Genomic DNA, 15,318 nt, shown 5'->3' on the forward strand with positions numbered 1-15,318 from the left:
CCCAACCAAGAGTAAGAAAATGCCAGATCAATTTGAACTTATCGCCAGAGTCCGAGCCCGTTCGGGCACTAATCTGGTCAGACGATTGCGTCGTGAAGGCGATGTGCCTGCGGTTTTATACGGCGGCGATAAGGAAAATGTCCATATTGCCATCAACCATGATGTCTTGTTCCATAGTTTGGAAAAAGAAGAGTTCCATTCGGCGATTATCATTATCAACACGGACGGCAACAAGGAGCAAGCCATACTTCGGGATGTCCAACGCCATCCCCATAAAATAAGCATCCTGCATGCGGATTTTCAACGCATAGATGAAAAGAAAACTTTGACCATGTCACTACCGATTCACTTCATCGGCGAACAAGATTGTGTCGGCGTCAGAACCAGCGGCGGCATCATTTCTCACTTGATCAATGATGTGGAAATATCCTGCTTGCCGGGCGACCTGCCGGAATCCATTGAATTGGATATCACCCATCTTGATTTAAATGAATCATTGCATCTGTCGGATATTAAACTTCCAGAAGGCGTGAGCATCACCACATTGATGCATGATGAAAACAACGAACATGATTATGCCGTGGTCTCGGTGCTGCCACCTCGCATCGAAGTTGAACCTGAGGAGGCAGTGGTCGAAGAAGAGGGACTGGAAACCGATGCGGAAGATTCAGAGAAAACAACCCCCGACGAGTCCGCCGATGACAAGTCGAGAGACGGCTAACGCGGTCTGGCACCTTGCTCACCGGTGTAGAGATCGGGGTCAGAGTAGAAATTATTGGGGCTTTGGGCCAGGTTTTTCTGACTTCTAAAATCTTTCACTCCCAAACGCTATACAGCCATTTGTTGCATTTCTCAGGTCATCATGCAATGAATCTATTTGCTTAACAAATAATTTCTACTCTGACCCCTAATTGATTGCTCTGACCCCTAATTGATTGAAGCACGGGTGGTGGCGAGTTAAGTTGGTGACGCGCCTTCCAAATCTTTTTCCTTCAGGTGCTAAAGGCCGGAGCCCTTCGCCATGGAATAGAACTTGAAGGCAGTTATCACGACATCTCCTCGACCCACTGCTTGATTTTGAGTGCCATTAGCCTGCGACGCTCGGCCAGGAAATCCTCGTAGTCGAATGAACCGCCGTCCAGCATATTATCGGGTATGCAATTGGCGGCCAGGTTGGCACGCATCTCTGCTTCATTAGTGATTCCACCATAATATTTCTTTCCGCCGTTGCACTGCTCGGCTAACGCGCGGAAGTATTCTTCGGGTGCCTTATCACCAATGGCGATGTTGATCTCGCTTTGAGCGATGACGAAGTTAGCGATCTGGTTATAACGCCCGCGATTTAATCCCTGGCGTTGCAGGTACTTGCGCGGAAAGACGTGGTGTTTGTCACCGCGGCTAATCAACAGATCGCGCACAGTAATGTCGGTTGAGAGAAAACCTTTATCCCCCAAATTCACTTGCGCTGCCTGGTAGGCGATAAAATACGGACTGATGGCCGAGGAAGTATCCATCTCCTGCAACAACATCCCGGTCCAAAAAGTGTCCGGTAACTCGTTCTCAATAACAGTCTCTGTGTAGGCTTTCACGCCCCGGTCCGTAATCTGGCGGATGTCGACATCGAAAGTAGTTTCCGGACTACCAGAGTATCGTCCTGTCAGTACCGACATGGCATACCAGCGACGGACCACATGCTCAATGTCATTGGCGGGCAGATTTTCTTTGCGTCCGCGCAGATAAAGAATGTAGGCAAAGTTGACGGCATTGCGACTGCGGATAAGCGCACTGGTGATGAACCCGGCCGACCGCAAAATCATAGTCAGGCGGTCAAAATGGGTCTTGCTCATAAAGGCATCAATGCCACTTTTAAGTTGGGCGAAAGACTTTTCGGTAATAGCCTCCTCGTATTCGCGAGTCTCAAAGTTGCGACCTGATAGCAGGGCAACAAGGTCCTGCAATTTGCCGCGGCCAAACTCGGATGTGAAGGCGACGCGCAGCATATCGGTATAGGTCGGGTCATAGAGGTCGTCGTTGATGTCCTTGAGCCAGCGCATCTTCGGCAGGAATTCCGACTGCGCAAAATTTGGGTCGCCCTTCTCGATCTTGGAGAAATACTCTGGTGCTACGGCCAAGTGACAAAAATAATCAATAGCCTTGCGCAACAAGTTTCCACCGAATTTCTCGTCGACCGCAATCTTCGACATGGCGAAGTCGGCTTGGGAAAGCACGGCACCAGCCGAGTTCACACGAATAAAGATTTCGGTAACGGTCTCAATATCGAGGTCCTCGGCCAATTCAATCAAGCCTACATGGTTATTGACTATCTTGCCTACCTTCTGCAATATTCTGCTGATGGTCTTGCGGTCTGTTGTCGGGTTCTGTGTGAAATACTGGTCGATCAATTCAATTAAGTCTGCATCGGGGCCGAAAAATACCGACACATCATCAATCCATGCGGCGTCCCTGGCGATGGCCGGGTTGTGCACTTCGAAACGCTCTTCGCCGGGATGAAAGGCAATACGAATGCGGACCGTCTCGTAGTCCTTGGTCAACACTTCGCGACCCAGCAATGATGCCATCAGCGCGGTTACTCGTTGCTGACCATCAATCAAGACACGTTTGCCAGCAGAGTGTGATCCGTCCTTAAGTTTGACGGTCGGGTTACGCCAGGAGATGAGGTAGCCGACCGGATAGCCTTGATAGAGTGAGTCAAGCAAGTTGCGCACCTTGGTCGCATCCCAGACGAACGGGCGTTGAATCTCAGGTATGGCAATATCGCCGGATTTCACCCAGGCGAGCAAAGTATCAACAGGGTGCGGGGTAACGGAATATCGTTGTGTAGCCATCAATTAAACTCCTGCTGAATGGAAAACATGCCGATTGGTATAATCATAACATGAAATTTTTTACTTGGCTTGTTGCCAAACAAAAAATAAGGTTCAAGATACTATAAAGGATGATTTCGGAAAGCCTTCAATAGATGGCTGTACATGGTTTCATGATAGCGGAGAGTCATACTGGACAAAGGTTTTGTGGGATAAACCAATCGCCTACAGAGATGAAGTTATAACTAATCCATCTGGCTGGTTTTCTATGAAGATTCCGGCGGATGATAAAGCGTTTATTTTTTATTACTGAACTCAAATCTGCTTTATTGGTTGTGGACGGTGCAAACCGATTGTCGACATATGACAAAAAAAATTTTGGGGCTGTCCTAGATAACTAACCCATTGTTTCAATTGGTTTAATTGAGACTTCGGGTCACTGTTGTTAAAACGCCACTCACACTCCTTCAAAAACAGCGGAAAATGACCCCTCGGAACCCCGTTAAACTTGCGTAATTGCCGCTTCGCCTGGCTCCAAAAATTCTCAATGCCATTGATGTGATTCTGCTCGTCGGCAAACATTTTGCTATGATTAATACGCAGATGCTTAAACTCAGATACATCCAGCACATTATAACCGCGAAATGAATCGGAATAAACCACGCTGTCCGGCTTCACCTTGCGCCGAATAATCGGCATCAGGGTTTTACTCCGAGCATCGGCTATGGGCACCGCACACACCCTGCCATCTCGTTTAAGCAAGCCAAATACCGGTGCCTTGCCACTTGCCCCGCGACCGCGCTTGCCTTTGCGTTTTCCACCAAAATAACTTTCATCCACCTCAATCTCGCCGGCCATCAACCCGCCATTGTCATCGTTGCGATAAATCAGATCACGAAGACGGCGAAAATAATAACTGGCAGTCGTCTTGTTAATACCCACTAACGACGCGGCCGTTCTGGCTGTCGCACCCGCCACAAATAACTCAATTAATCGATTTTGTTTATACTGGCTTAAACGACTCTTTCTCATTCCGCTATCCTACGATAAACTTAGTTATATAGGACAGCCCCTAAAATTATAAAAAATAACTTCTATGCTGATACAATTATACTTTTATATGAATTGAGCGCATGAAATAAAATGGAGCAGGCAGGAATTGCGCTGATTGCGGGGTTGGGAAACCCCGGCAATCGCTACGCCGCAACCCGACACAATGTTGGGTTTTGGTTGCTTGAGCGGTTGCAACGCACCTACCCGATTACCTTCGCCACAGAAAAAAAATTCAAGGCGCAAACCGGCCGATTCGAATGTAACGGCAGGCACGTTCGCATCATTGCGCCTGATATTTTCATGAATCTAAGCGGACAATCCATTGCGCCGATGGCATCATTTTATCGCATCGCGCCAGCGCAAATACTGGTCATTCACGACGAACTCGATCTGCCGCCGGGTAGCGCGCGATTAAAAATTGGCGGGGGACATGGCGGTCACAACGGTTTGCGCGACCTTGTTTCCAAACTTGGCGCATCGGATTTTTTAAGGATGCGAATCGGTATAGGGCATCCCGGCATCAATCTTCCTGGCGTCAATCAAGATGTTTCGGGCTATGTGCTGAACAAACCACCGTCAAGTGAGCAAACACTGATCGAGGATGCGATTGACAAGGCAATTGGCGTTTTGCCCGATGTGGTGTGCGGGAACTATCAAAAAGCGATGAATCAGTTACACAGCGAAGCGGAAAAAGATAACCTTGGGAAAGATAAAATCGGCACAGACAAAATTGAAAAAGCCAAAGTTAAAAAAGATGAACTTGACGAGGGCGATAATATTGAACGGCGCTAATGGGCATTAAATGCGGCATTGTCGGCTTGCCCAATGTCGGCAAATCAACGTTGTTCAACGCGCTGACTCGGTCGAACAGCGCGCAAGCCGCTAACTATCCTTTTTGCACCATCGAACCCAATGTCGGGATGGTGGAGATGCCTGATTCTCGGTTGTCGAATTTGGCAAAAATTGCCGAATCGCAAAAAGCAGTCCCGGCCACCATCGAATTTGTTGACATCGCCGGATTGGTTGCCGGCGCCTCCAAAGGCGAAGGATTGGGCAATCGATTCCTGACCCACATCCGGGAAGTGGACGCCATCGCCCATGTTGTTCGTGGATTTGAAGATCCGAATATTGCTCACGTATCAAATGCCGGATCGAATGCTATTGATCCAGCGGCGGATATTGAAACCATCAATACCGAGTTAATGCTGGCCGACCTGGAAACTGCTGAAAAAGCGTTGCAGCGGGCACAGAAAGGCAGTAAATCCGGTGACAAAGAACAGCTCGCCATGATAGCGTTATTGTCCACGGTGAAATCTCATCTGGATGGCGGCAATACGCTGGCTTCACTGAAACTTGCCAAAGAGCATCTGAAATTATTAAAACCGCTGTGCTTTCTGACCATCAAGCCGACTTTATACATTGCAAATGTTAGTGATCGTGGTTTTCAAAACAATCCCCATCTTGATGCGGTAAATAAAATAGCCGAGCAAGAATCCGCGCAAGTGGTCGCCATTTGCGCGGCTATTGAACAGGAACTCTCCGAGCTCAGTGATGACGATGCCGTAATATTTCTTGAGGAAATGGGGCTTGAACAAGCCGGACTTAATCGGGTAATTCGGGCCGGTTATTCATTGCTTGGGATGCAAACTTATTTTACCGCGGGACCTAAAGAAGCTCGCGCATGGACTGTCAAAATCGGAGCGACCGCGCCGCAGGCCGCCGGGGTTATTCATAGCGATTTTGAACGCGGATTCATCTGCGCCGAAACCATCGCCTATCAAGACTTTATAAAATATAATGGCGAACAAGGCGCCAAAGAATCAGGTCGCCTGCGTTTGGAAGGGAAAAAATATATTATTCAGGACGGCGACGTGGTGCATTTTCGTTTTAATGTTTAGCATCCAGACAAGACGGGCAAGACCATATCTCTAAGTTACGAAAAAATAGAATCGGCGCTGGATGAATACCTCGAACCGGCGCTTTCAACCCGGCGCACCTCCGAAGCGCCGGCTCGCGGTTTAACCACGCTCCCTCTGAAGCAACAAAAGTTTGCGCTGCATTGGACCGACGTTATCCGTAAGTCCAACGCCGAAATGGCTTATCAATTTGTAAGCCATGTTCCATTTGCCTTAAAGCTTATGAATCTGGACGGAACACATCAGTGGCTGTTGCACGCTATGGATATTTACGACAAGGAAGGGTTGTATCCCGGTAGTGCGGCCCTTGGAAACATCGAGCAATTCGCCAGAGAATATCGATTAAGCCACATCACTGTAACCCTGGAACAGGTTCGCGGCGTCCTCGAAACCATCCTCTGCGGCTTGAGCGGGCGAAACTTAAAAATAGAAGCAGGCAACCGTATTTTCACCGATACCGAAACCTTGTATCTGCCGGTTGCGATAAACCGATTTAACGAGCGCGAAAAAAACTATCAACTGTACAAGGTTACGGCAGTTCACGTATGGGCACAAACCTGGTTTGGCACCTTCAAGCGACCAACGCCGGATGCGCCGCACTTGAGCGAGATCATAGGGAATTTTTCCGATAGCGGGCGCGCGCTCAAACTGTTTAACCTGTTGGAGACTTTTCGATTGAACGCCTGCCTGCATCGCGAACTTCCGGGACTTGGCCGGGAAATGCTCGAACTGCATACCCCGCCGCCGGTGCATGATGCAACCTGGGAAAAGATGATACGCACTCTGGAAGCGTCGCAAGCGACGGTAATTGAAACATTGGCGGCAACAACGCAACTTTATCATCGGCAACTTGCCTGGCCCGACGCTTTTTTATATCAGGGTGGCTTTAACCTGAATGCCGCTGAACTGACTATCGACCAGCGCATCGAACTCGAAAAATCGCAATTGCAAGCGGCGTTGAACGCGATCGTCGAAGCGCAACGCGATGCCGCCGATGACGATGACGACGCGGCGCGCGCGCAAAATGTGGACGCGAATGTGGAAGCGAACCAAGATGAAAACGGCGCGGCGCAACTGACGCTGGACGGCGAGCCGTTGTTCCTGCCGCCCGACACAGGCCGCCTGTTGTCGTCCCTGCTTCAGGATTTCGATAATATTCCGGAACACTGGCTGGTGCCGGCCGGCGATGGAGATGATGCGCAAAACAAAAATAAAGCCGAGGATGCGTGGCCAGACGATCGCCGCGAACCAGGCGCATTCTTATACGATGAATGGGATTTCCGCCGGCAAGCCTATCGAAAAAACTGGTGCGTGTTGCGGGAAATGACGACCGCTCCCATTTACGATGATTTTCCGGAAAACACCTTGCAGCGCTATGTTCATCTGGTTGGCGATATTAGAAAGCATTTTGAAGTGTTGCGTGGAGAAGACAAAATACTTAAAGCGCAACCCATCGGCGATAACATCGACCTGGACGCATTGGTCACCGCGCACACCGATATGCAGACCGGTGTTGAGATGACCGATCGCCTGTATACGCATCGGCGAAAGCAGGAGCGTGATCTGGCGGTTATCTTTATGGTGGATGTCAGCGGATCGACCAAAGGCTGGATCAATGATGCTGAGCGGGAAAGCCTGATCTTGCTCTGTCAGGCACTGGAGATACTGGGTGATCAATATGCAATTTACGGATTCTCAGGCATGACCCGTAATCGTTGCGAGGTCTATAAAATCAAGACCTTTGAACAGAATTATGATAAAGACGTGCGCGCCCGCATCAGTGGACTTCGACCGCAGGACTATACCCGCATGGGCGTAACCATTCGCCACCTGACCGGTATTCTCAACCAGGTTGAGGCAAAAACCCGAATCCTGATCACCCTGTCCGATGGCAAGCCGGACGATTATGACGGCTACCGCGGCGATTACGGCATAGAGGACACGCGACAAGCCTTGCTGGAGGCGCGCCATACTGGCGTGCATCCGTTCTGCATCACCATTGATACCGAAGCCAGCGACTACCTGCCGCACATGTATGGCCATGCGAGTTTTGTGGTGGTCGATGAAGTGCGCAAACTGCCGTTAAAGGTGGCGGACATTTACCGTCGGCTGACTACATGAGAATGTAAAGCATGAGAATGTAAAGCATGAGAATGCAAAGCGCGAAAATACAAGGCGCGAAAAATTAATGCCGCAGTCCAAATCGACCGATGTAAAAACCCTGGGCGTGCTGATTAACAATCTTGGCACGCCAGATTCCGCGTCGATCAATGATGTGAAAAAATTCCTGAAGGAATTTCTGTGGGATTCTAGAGTAGTGAAAATGGCGCGCCCGCTGTGGTGGCTTGTTTTGAATATGATCATTCTCAACACCCGACCTAAAAAATCCGCGGCGGCTTATCAAAAAGTATGGACTGAACACGGCTCGCCGTTGCTGGCGATTTCGAAAAAACAAACCGACTTGATTCGACAAACCCTGCATGAAGCGAATGCCTATGCGCCGGCAAACATACGCGTGGAACTTGGCATGCGTTACGGCAATCCATCCATCGAGGAAGGCTTGAATAATCTGCGCGACGGCGGCGCGACCCGGTTTTTAATTGTTCCGCTGTATCCGCAATTTTCGTTCACAACCACGGCCTCGGTCGAGGACGAGGTTATCAGGGTCCTGCAAAAATGGGAATGGCGAGGGCAGGATTTCAAAATGATCCGGCATTATTTTGATAATCCCGGTTACATCGCCGCGTTAGCCAAATCGGTGACCGCGCACTGGGACAAAAATGGGCGAGCGGAAAAACTGCTGATGTCGTTCCACGGCATCCCGCAGCAATATGCGGATGATGGCGATCCTTATGCGCGTGAATGTCGGCAAACCGCGCAGTTGTTAGCGCAATCATTGAACCTGAAACCCGATCAATGGCAACTTGGATTTCAATCCCGCCTGGGATATAAAAAGTGGTTAGCGCCCTATACCGATCGCATATTGCGCGATCTCGGCAAGCAGCGCCTTCAATCCATTCAGGTGATCTGTCCGGGATTTAGCGCTGACTGCCTGGAGACTTTGGCAGAAATCGCGCTGGAAAACCGCGATGTTTTTCTTGAGGCTGGCGGAAAAGAATACGGCTACATCCCGTGCTTGAATGATTCCGAAGATCATATCAGGATGTTATCCAACCAAATTCTTCGGCATATAAAATGAAAGCCTTTATGAACTTGTTTATATACCAACCTCTTGTTGCACCGCGTCTGCCATTTGCGCCATCGCGTTAAACAGAAAATCAAACACCGGCCGATTTTCCACGAGCGGCGTAGCACCCCAATTATCGCTTTGGTTGAGATGCTGACGGTCTATCCAGACATTTGACAATCCGAATTCGTTAGCTGGCGCATGATCGTGGAACAGACTCTGCGCGGTATGGAGAATATCATCGGCATCCACACCAAGATCATCTCTTAAATGACGTATCAGGTATTCGAAATTGCCAAGGTCTGGTTTATACGCGCCGATCGCTTCGGCGGTATAGATGGCATCGAATTCAACGCCCAGCTTTGTATTGGATGCCGCAAATCCTGCGTTATTAATATTCGACAGAATGACCAATTTAAAATGTTGTTTCAGTATTCGCAGCGCATCTGCGCTATCAGGGAACGCCGGCCAATGCGGCACGGACCGGCCAAATGCTTCATCTAATTCATCCGTAGATTTGAGATTAAACTGGTTGGCGATAGCGCCATGTGCATTGCGCAGCACTTCAGGATAGATCATGCTCGGCGTTGCTTTTTCCTGAGCGCTCTCGGCTCTGGCAAACGCGCCAAGTCCACGATCACGGGTTATGTCATGGCGATGGTTCTCAACGATCAACGGCTGCAAGGCATCCCAAATTCCAGATTCCCAATCTATCAAAGTACCATAGCAATCAAATGATAAAGTGGAAAATCGAGTTAATTTTTTGACCATTAATATTTTCGGGATAGTGTTAATTATCACTAAAATTTAAGGTTCAAGATACTTTAAGCGGTCGATTTCGGATAGATTTTAGCAGATATTGACACCCATTTTCGTGGCGCATATTGAAGCGAAACTCACACTCTTTCAAAGGAGTCCGGCTACGCCGGACGACATATTTTAACTGGATTCCCGCCTGCGGCGAGAATGACGGGCTGGGGGGACAATGGTGAATCGGAAGGCAATAAGTCCTTTTGAGAAGACAATGGTAAATAAGTGTCTCGCAAAGCGTGACACTTAAACGTGCTCTGGCGTAGCCGGACTCCTTATTCTCGGTTACTTTTGGCGTCTCAAAGAGAGTCACACTTTGCGATTCACCGTTACCTATCATTCGTCATTGCCCGGCTTGTTCCGGGCAATCCAGTTATTAAACCGTTCGGCGTAGCCGAACTCATTTGCGGCGAAGCCGCCGGTTTGTGTCTGGCAAAGCCGGATGCCAAAAAGAGTCACGCTACGCGTGACAGATATTTAACTGGATTCCCGCCTTCGGCGAGAATGACGGCAGGGAGGGCGGTGCTAAAACACCGCTGGAAAGGAACACAACGGGCAATGAATCAGTGAACACATGCGCTCGCATTGCCCGGCGATGTGTTGTCTGATTTGAGCATGCAATCGGCTGGTCGCCGGGCCAGAGATGCCGGTGATTTGTGCGACTTTGCAAGCCTCGATATCAAGGCAAAACAGCCGTGGAATCGCCCTGAATTTATTCCCCGAAATTCGGCAACGAATGACATGCTTGTTTTTCATTTATTGAACAATTAGCTATGACCATTTCACTATACCTTAAAGCATCCTGAACCAAATTTAATCATGCAAATTGAAAAAGATTTTATTGGCGCTATTGTAAATGTGCCGCGAATACAACATCATTCATCCCCCTGTTTTATTCCAATTTTAACGTAGTATCAGGTAATTAGCATGACAAGAGTGGACCAAATCAAAGCCGTTGAACAAGATTGGGCAACCAATCCAAGATGGGCAAATATTACTCGCGGCTATGGTGCAGAGGATGTTGTCCGGCTGCGTGGTTCGGTTCAACCCGAATACACTCACGCCCGCCGCGGCGCCGAAAAACTATGGTCGCTGGTCAACGGCACAGCCAAAAAGGGATATGTCAATTGCCTGGGCGCACTCACTGCGGGTCAGGCGGTGCAACAAGCCAAAGCCGGCATCGAAGCAATTTACCTGTCCGGTTGGCAGGTCGCCGCGGACGCCAACTCTTCCGAACAGATGTATCCCGACCAATCGTTGTATGCCTATGATTCGGTGCCGACAATGGTGCGCCGGATCAACAATTCCTTTGCGCGCGCCGACCAAATTCAGTGGCAGCGCGGCATCGAGCGAGGCCATGCCCAATACATCGATTACTTCCTGCCCATCGTCGCCGATGCCGAAGCCGGCTTTGGCGGCGTACTGAATGCTTTTGAACTGGCCAAGAACATGATCGTCGCCGGTGCGGCCGGTGTGCATTTTGAGGATCAACTGGCAGCGGTAAAAAAATGCGGTCACATGGGCGGCAAGGTTTTGCTACCGACCCAGCAAGCCATCCAAACCTTGATCGCCGCTCGGCTGGCGGCTGACGCGCTCGGCGTGCCGACTGTGCTGTTAGCGCGGACCGACTCGGAAGCGGCCAACTTGCTGACCTCGGATTTCGACGACCGCGACCAACCGTTCCTGACCGGGGAGCGCACTGCGGAAGGTTTTTATCGGGTCAAGAACGGTCTGGAACAGTCCATTTCCCGTGGTGTTTCTTATGCCGCTTATGCCGATCTGATTTGGTGCGAAACCGGCACGCCAGACCTTGGCTTTGCACGGGAATGGGCCGTAGCGGTGCGCGCCGCCTATCCCGGCAAGTTGCTGGCGTACAATTGTTCGCCATCGTTCAACTGGAAAAAGAATCTGGATGACAAAACTATCGCGTCATTCCAGGATAATCTTGCGGCAATGGGTTATACCTACCAGTTCATTACCCTGGCCGGGATTCACAATATGTGGTATCAAATGTATGATCTGGCGCATGACTATGCGCGCGGCGAAGGCATGAAGCACTATGTCGAAAAAGTGCAGCAACCGGAATTCGCGGCGACTGACAAGGGTTACACTTTCGTTGCTCACCAGCAAGAAGTGGGCGCCGGTTACTTCGATGATGTCACCACTACCATCCAGGGCGGGGCTTCATCGGTCACCGCGCTGGACGGATCAACCGAGCAAGATCAGTTTTAAGCATGTCGCGGCGGTCATGTCGCCATGCTGATGGGCGGCGCAGGCTATGAGCGCGGATCTGGTCAAACAAGTTGCGGAAACCATTCTGTATGGTTTTAACCGCCATTTCATTCGATTTCAGAAAATTACCCGAGCGGCAAAACAGCGCTTCGAAACCGCCGACTGGGAAGGCGAAGTACAAGCCCGGAAAAAGCGCATCTACTTTTACGATTTACGCGTCAGTGAAACTGTCGAATACGTTAAGAACAACCTGAATATCGAGGAACTCGACAAGTCGTACTGGCAAGACGTGAAGCGCCAGTATATGTGGTTGTTGTATGAGCACAAGCAACCTGAACTTGCCGAGAGTTTTTATAACTCGGTTTTTTGCCGGTTGTTTGATCGACGGTATTTCAACAATCGTCATATTTTTGTCAAGCCCGGCACGGCCACGGATTTTCTGGATATGGAAGATCCGGCTTATACGAGTTATTACCCCGATGCCGATGATTATAATGGGGGGCTGCGCTCAACATTCAACGCAATATTAAACAGTTTCGGTTTGAATTGCAGGTGGCAAAATTTTGAGCGCGATCTCGACCTCCTGACCGAAAACTTCCAACCCTATTTGGATACCGGGGTAAGGCCGATGCCACATCGGCAATTGCAGGTGGTGTCGGCATTATTTTATCGCAACAAGGCGGCGTATGTCGTCGGGCGCGCGCTGATTGGATTCGAGCAACAGCCTTTTGTGATTCCCCTGCTGTTGGCCGATGACCGTGAATTGTATGTTGATACCGTGCTCACGGACGCGGATGATGTGGCGCTAATTTTCAGCTTCACCCGTGCCTACTTTATGGTCAACACGCGCGTGCCGGCCGGGCTGGTCGCCTTCCTGCAAAACATTTTGCCGACCAAAAGTCGCGGCGATATTTACACGGCGATTGGTTTTCAAAAACAAGGCAAGACACTGTATTACCGTGAATTTTTATATCATCTGGAACATTCCGCCGATAAGTTGGTGACCGCGCCGGGCATTAAGGGCATGGTGATGAGCGTGTTCACATTGCCGTCATACCCGTTCGTTTTCAAGGTCATCAAGGATCGTTTCGCGCCGCCGAAAAATATCGACCGCGAAACGGTTAAGGAAAAATATCAACTGGTTAAGATGCACGATCGGGTTGGACGGATGGCGGATACTTTGGAATTTTCCCATGTCGCCTTCCCGATACACCGATTTTCCGATGAGTTATTGGAGGAATTAAAAGCAACGATTCCATCCAGCATGGTCATAGAAAAAGGCATCGTCATTATTCGACACTTGTATATCGAGCGCAGGATGGCGCCCTTTAATATCTATCTGGATAACGCGGACGATGAAATGATTGAACAGAGCATCAAAAGCTACGGCAACGCGATAAAGGAAATGATTGCGGCAAATATCTTCCCCGGTGATATGTTATTAAAAAACTTTGGCGTTACTCGACATGGCCGGGTTATTTTCTATGATTATGATGAAATCCGCCTGATGACGGAAATAAAGATTCGGTCAATGCCGCATGCTAAATCCGAGCAAGAAGAACTGTCGCCGGAACCTTGGTTCTACATCGGCGAGGATGAGTTTTTCCCCAAGCAATTCAAGCAATTCGTGGTCAATCACCCCAAAGTCAGGGAGCGGTTTCTGGCTCATCATTCAGATCTTCTGCAGCCTGATTACTGGAAAAAAATACAACATGATCTGATTGCGAAAAAACGCCATGATGTATTTCCTTATCGCCAGGAAATAAGATTTTGCAAGCGATACCCTGCCAAATACCCAAACACAGGCAGTTAACTCAACCCCTAAACAGGCTGCTTAATCAGGACCGCTGGTATCAGGAAAGTTGCTTTTCGCGGATTTCGTCCAGCGTCTTGCAATCGATGCAAAGACTTGCGGTAGGGCGCGCTTCAAGACGCTTAAAGCCTATTTCCTCTCCGCAATTTTCGCAGTAACCGAAGTCGCCAGAACTCAATTGCGAAATCGAGATTTCGATTTTCTTGATCAGTTTTCTATCGCGGTCGCGTCCGCGCAATTCAAGAGCCATGTCGGTTTCCTGACTCGCGCGATCGGTTGGATCCGGGTGATTAGCGGTTTCATCCTGAATGTTGTTGACCGTGCGTGAAGTCTCGTCGGCGAGCTGTTCGCGCCAGGCCTTGAGTATGGCTTCAAAATGCGCTAACTGAGCATCGGCCATGTATTTCTCGGATTTTTTTAGTCGATAGGGTTTGATGCCGTGAATTAGTAATTCATGCCCTTTCTTTGTCGTCATGTTCTTTGTCGTCATGTTCTTTGTTACCATGGAAATCCAGTTTATTGCTAAATGAAAAGATTATAAATACATTCTGGCCAATTGATAAGCCAAGGTCGAAAAATTAGGATGGCATTACACCAAAAGCCGCATAACTTTGCAATGCCAGCGTTAAGACTCGCGCTTTTTGATTCCCCCTTTTTTTGGTCATTGAAAACCTCAAATAATTGGCGGCCAAATGCGGGCTAAAATACTGAATGGCCTATTTATTGTGCCTGGCTATTGTGCCTGGATTGTGCGCGCAGCCGCCGTGCTTCCGTGGGCGATATTAGCAATGAACGATAGATTTCAACCCGGTCGTGATTAGACAAGTTGAAATCCAAACTCTGTTTTACGCCATACACCCCGACCTCCCGGGATTCCAGATCGATCTCCGGATACTTATCACAGACCTTGGATTGAAGAATCGCCTGACGGATGGTGGTGCCCTGGGGACAGCGGATTCTCACAACTTCTTGCCTATCTGCAAGCGCGTACACGACGCTGATATGCAGTTCAGTCATGCTTCGTGTTGCCCATGTTGCCCATGTTGCGGATATATTTCATCCGCTCGGTTGCGAAATGATTCAATCATGGAATTTGCGATTATCTTAAACACCGGACCAATCACCTTGCCGATTACCTGGCTGGGAAAATCAAATTCCAGGTCAAGACTGATTTTCGAGGCATGCTCCGCCAACGGGGTAAATTCCCAAACCCCTGAAAGCGCGCTGAACGGTCCATCAATCAACGTCAGCACCGTTTTTTCATTGCCGATCAATTGATTTTTGGTTGTAAATGTCTTGTTGACGCCTTTGAAGGCGATGGTGATTGAAGCAATAACTTCATGTTCGGTACGGCTTAATTCTTCAGAGCCGCCGCACCACGGCAAAAACTCGGCGTATCGCGCCACATCATTAACCAATGTGAACATATTCCCGGCACTGTGCATAACCAACGCTGAACGCTGAACGGCAAACATCGTAACA

At 49.3% G+C, this 15,318-nt stretch carries 13 protein-coding genes and 2 pseudogenes; 8 read left to right on the top strand and 7 right to left on the bottom strand.

Features of this window, described 5'->3' with window-relative positions; translation table 11 throughout:
- Positions 1 to 19 precede the first annotated feature (19 nt).
- Entirely contained in the window at positions 20 to 721 is a 702-nt protein-coding gene (locus ACP158_RS13235) for a 50S ribosomal protein L25/general stress protein Ctc (RefSeq protein WP_424946582.1), read from the top strand.
- A 325-nt stretch (positions 722 to 1,046) separates the two neighbouring features.
- Here the strand turns inward: ACP158_RS13235 and ACP158_RS13240 are convergent, their stop codons facing one another.
- Positions 1,047 to 2,846, bottom strand: coding sequence for a GmrSD restriction endonuclease domain-containing protein (locus ACP158_RS13240; RefSeq protein ID WP_424946583.1), 1,800 nt, complete (start codon positions 2,844 to 2,846; stop codon positions 1,047 to 1,049).
- Between the two features lie 378 nt (positions 2,847 to 3,224).
- Positions 3,225 to 3,857: pseudogene (locus ACP158_RS13245) on the bottom strand (IS1595 family transposase); the annotation flags it as partial.
- Positions 3,858 to 3,968: 111 nt separating this feature from the next.
- On the opposite strand from ACP158_RS13245, the pseudogene pth reads away from it, so the two are divergent.
- The 4 genes and pseudogenes from pth to hemH form a co-directional block, all read left to right on the top strand.
- Positions 3,969 to 4,559, top strand: a pseudogene (gene pth / locus ACP158_RS13250) (aminoacyl-tRNA hydrolase); the annotation flags it as partial.
- A gap of 110 nt (positions 4,560 to 4,669) precedes the next feature.
- On the top strand, positions 4,670 to 5,776 hold the full coding sequence (ychF, locus tag ACP158_RS13255) for a redox-regulated ATPase YchF (RefSeq protein WP_424946584.1): 1,107 nt from the start codon (positions 4,670 to 4,672) through the stop codon (positions 5,774 to 5,776).
- 240 nt (positions 5,777 to 6,016) lie between these two features.
- Positions 6,017 to 7,915 (top strand): nitric oxide reductase activation protein NorD, encoded by a 1,899-nt coding sequence (locus ACP158_RS13260; protein WP_424946585.1) that lies wholly within the window; start codon positions 6,017 to 6,019, stop codon positions 7,913 to 7,915.
- 67 nt (positions 7,916 to 7,982) lie between these two features.
- Positions 7,983 to 8,993, top strand: a complete 1,011-nt coding sequence (hemH, locus tag ACP158_RS13265; protein ID WP_424946586.1) for a ferrochelatase — start codon at positions 7,983 to 7,985, stop codon at positions 8,991 to 8,993.
- Between the two features lie 18 nt (positions 8,994 to 9,011).
- On the opposite strand, the gene ACP158_RS13270 is transcribed toward hemH, so the two are convergent.
- On the bottom strand, positions 9,012 to 9,752 hold the full coding sequence (locus ACP158_RS13270) for a haloacid dehalogenase type II (protein ID WP_424946587.1): 741 nt from the start codon (positions 9,750 to 9,752) through the stop codon (positions 9,012 to 9,014).
- 291 nt (positions 9,753 to 10,043) lie between these two features.
- Between ACP158_RS13270 and ACP158_RS13275 the strand changes: the two genes are divergently transcribed.
- The gene (locus ACP158_RS13275) at positions 10,044 to 10,361 is read left to right on the top strand and encodes a hypothetical protein (RefSeq protein ID WP_424946588.1); all 318 of its coding nucleotides are present in this window, start codon (positions 10,044 to 10,046) and stop codon (positions 10,359 to 10,361) included.
- Here the strand turns inward: ACP158_RS13275 and ACP158_RS13280 are convergent.
- Positions 10,317 to 10,547 (bottom strand): hypothetical protein, encoded by a 231-nt coding sequence (locus tag ACP158_RS13280; RefSeq protein WP_424946589.1) that lies wholly within the window; start codon positions 10,545 to 10,547, stop codon positions 10,317 to 10,319. The two genes, ACP158_RS13275 and ACP158_RS13280, sit on opposite strands and share 45 nt — an antisense overlap.
- Positions 10,548 to 10,718: 171 nt before the next feature.
- Here ACP158_RS13280 and aceA point away from each other — a divergent pair, with 171 nt between their 5' ends.
- Entirely contained in the window at positions 10,719 to 12,023 is a 1,305-nt protein-coding gene (gene aceA, locus ACP158_RS13285; RefSeq protein ID WP_424946590.1) for an isocitrate lyase, read from the top strand.
- Between the two features lie 46 nt (positions 12,024 to 12,069).
- Positions 12,070 to 13,836: a bifunctional isocitrate dehydrogenase kinase/phosphatase gene (gene aceK / locus ACP158_RS13290; protein WP_424946591.1), complete on the top strand. Its 1,767-nt coding sequence runs from the start codon at positions 12,070 to 12,072 to the stop codon at positions 13,834 to 13,836.
- A gap of 40 nt (positions 13,837 to 13,876) precedes the next feature.
- Here aceK and dksA read toward each other — a convergent pair whose 3' ends face one another.
- From dksA to ACP158_RS13305, 3 genes are all read right to left on the bottom strand, one after another.
- Positions 13,877 to 14,326: an RNA polymerase-binding protein DksA gene (gene dksA / locus ACP158_RS13295; protein WP_424946592.1), complete on the bottom strand. Its 450-nt coding sequence runs from the start codon at positions 14,324 to 14,326 to the stop codon at positions 13,877 to 13,879.
- A gap of 230 nt (positions 14,327 to 14,556) precedes the next feature.
- The gene (locus tag ACP158_RS13300; protein WP_424946593.1) at positions 14,557 to 14,853 is read right to left on the bottom strand and encodes an RnfH family protein; all 297 of its coding nucleotides are present in this window, start codon (positions 14,851 to 14,853) and stop codon (positions 14,557 to 14,559) included.
- Positions 14,850 to 15,263, bottom strand: a complete 414-nt coding sequence (locus ACP158_RS13305; RefSeq protein WP_424946594.1) for a type II toxin-antitoxin system RatA family toxin — start codon at positions 15,261 to 15,263, stop codon at positions 14,850 to 14,852. The genes ACP158_RS13300 and ACP158_RS13305 overlap by 4 nt, the downstream gene beginning before the upstream one ends.
- Positions 15,264 to 15,318: the final 55 nt, after the last annotated feature.

It is taken from the genome of Candidatus Spongiihabitans sp., from assembly GCF_965247905.1.
Lineage (GTDB): Bacteria > Pseudomonadota > Gammaproteobacteria > Arenicellales > Poriferihabitantaceae > Spongiihabitans.

What these genes read in the sequence shown, in the direction of transcription:
- ACP158_RS13240 (WP_424946583.1), bottom strand. Translation starts at nt 2,846, where the DNA reads ATGGCTACACAACGATATTCCGTTACCCCGCACCCTGTTGATACTTTG.
- ACP158_RS13270 (WP_424946587.1), bottom strand. Translation starts at nt 9,752, where the DNA reads ATGGTCAAAAAATTAACTCGATTTTCCACTTTATCATTTGATTGCTAT.
- ACP158_RS13305 (WP_424946594.1), bottom strand. Translation starts at nt 15,263, where the DNA reads ATGTTCACATTGGTTAATGATGTGGCGCGATACGCCGAGTTTTTGCCG.
- ACP158_RS13280 (WP_424946589.1), bottom strand. Translation starts at nt 10,547, where the DNA reads ATGAAAAACAAGCATGTCATTCGTTGCCGAATTTCGGGGAATAAATTC.
- aceA (WP_424946590.1), top strand. Translation starts at nt 10,719, where the DNA reads ATGACAAGAGTGGACCAAATCAAAGCCGTTGAACAAGATTGGGCAACC.
- ychF (WP_424946584.1), top strand. Translation starts at nt 4,670, where the DNA reads ATGGGCATTAAATGCGGCATTGTCGGCTTGCCCAATGTCGGCAAATCA.
- ACP158_RS13235 (WP_424946582.1), top strand. Translation starts at nt 20, where the DNA reads ATGCCAGATCAATTTGAACTTATCGCCAGAGTCCGAGCCCGTTCGGGC.
- dksA (WP_424946592.1), bottom strand. Translation starts at nt 14,326, where the DNA reads ATGACGACAAAGAACATGACGACAAAGAAAGGGCATGAATTACTAATT.
- hemH (WP_424946586.1), top strand. Translation starts at nt 7,983, where the DNA reads ATGCCGCAGTCCAAATCGACCGATGTAAAAACCCTGGGCGTGCTGATT.
- ACP158_RS13260 (WP_424946585.1), top strand. Translation starts at nt 6,017, where the DNA reads ATGAATCTGGACGGAACACATCAGTGGCTGTTGCACGCTATGGATATT.
- ACP158_RS13300 (WP_424946593.1), bottom strand. Translation starts at nt 14,853, where the DNA reads ATGACTGAACTGCATATCAGCGTCGTGTACGCGCTTGCAGATAGGCAA.
- aceK (WP_424946591.1), top strand. Translation starts at nt 12,070, where the DNA reads ATGAGCGCGGATCTGGTCAAACAAGTTGCGGAAACCATTCTGTATGGT.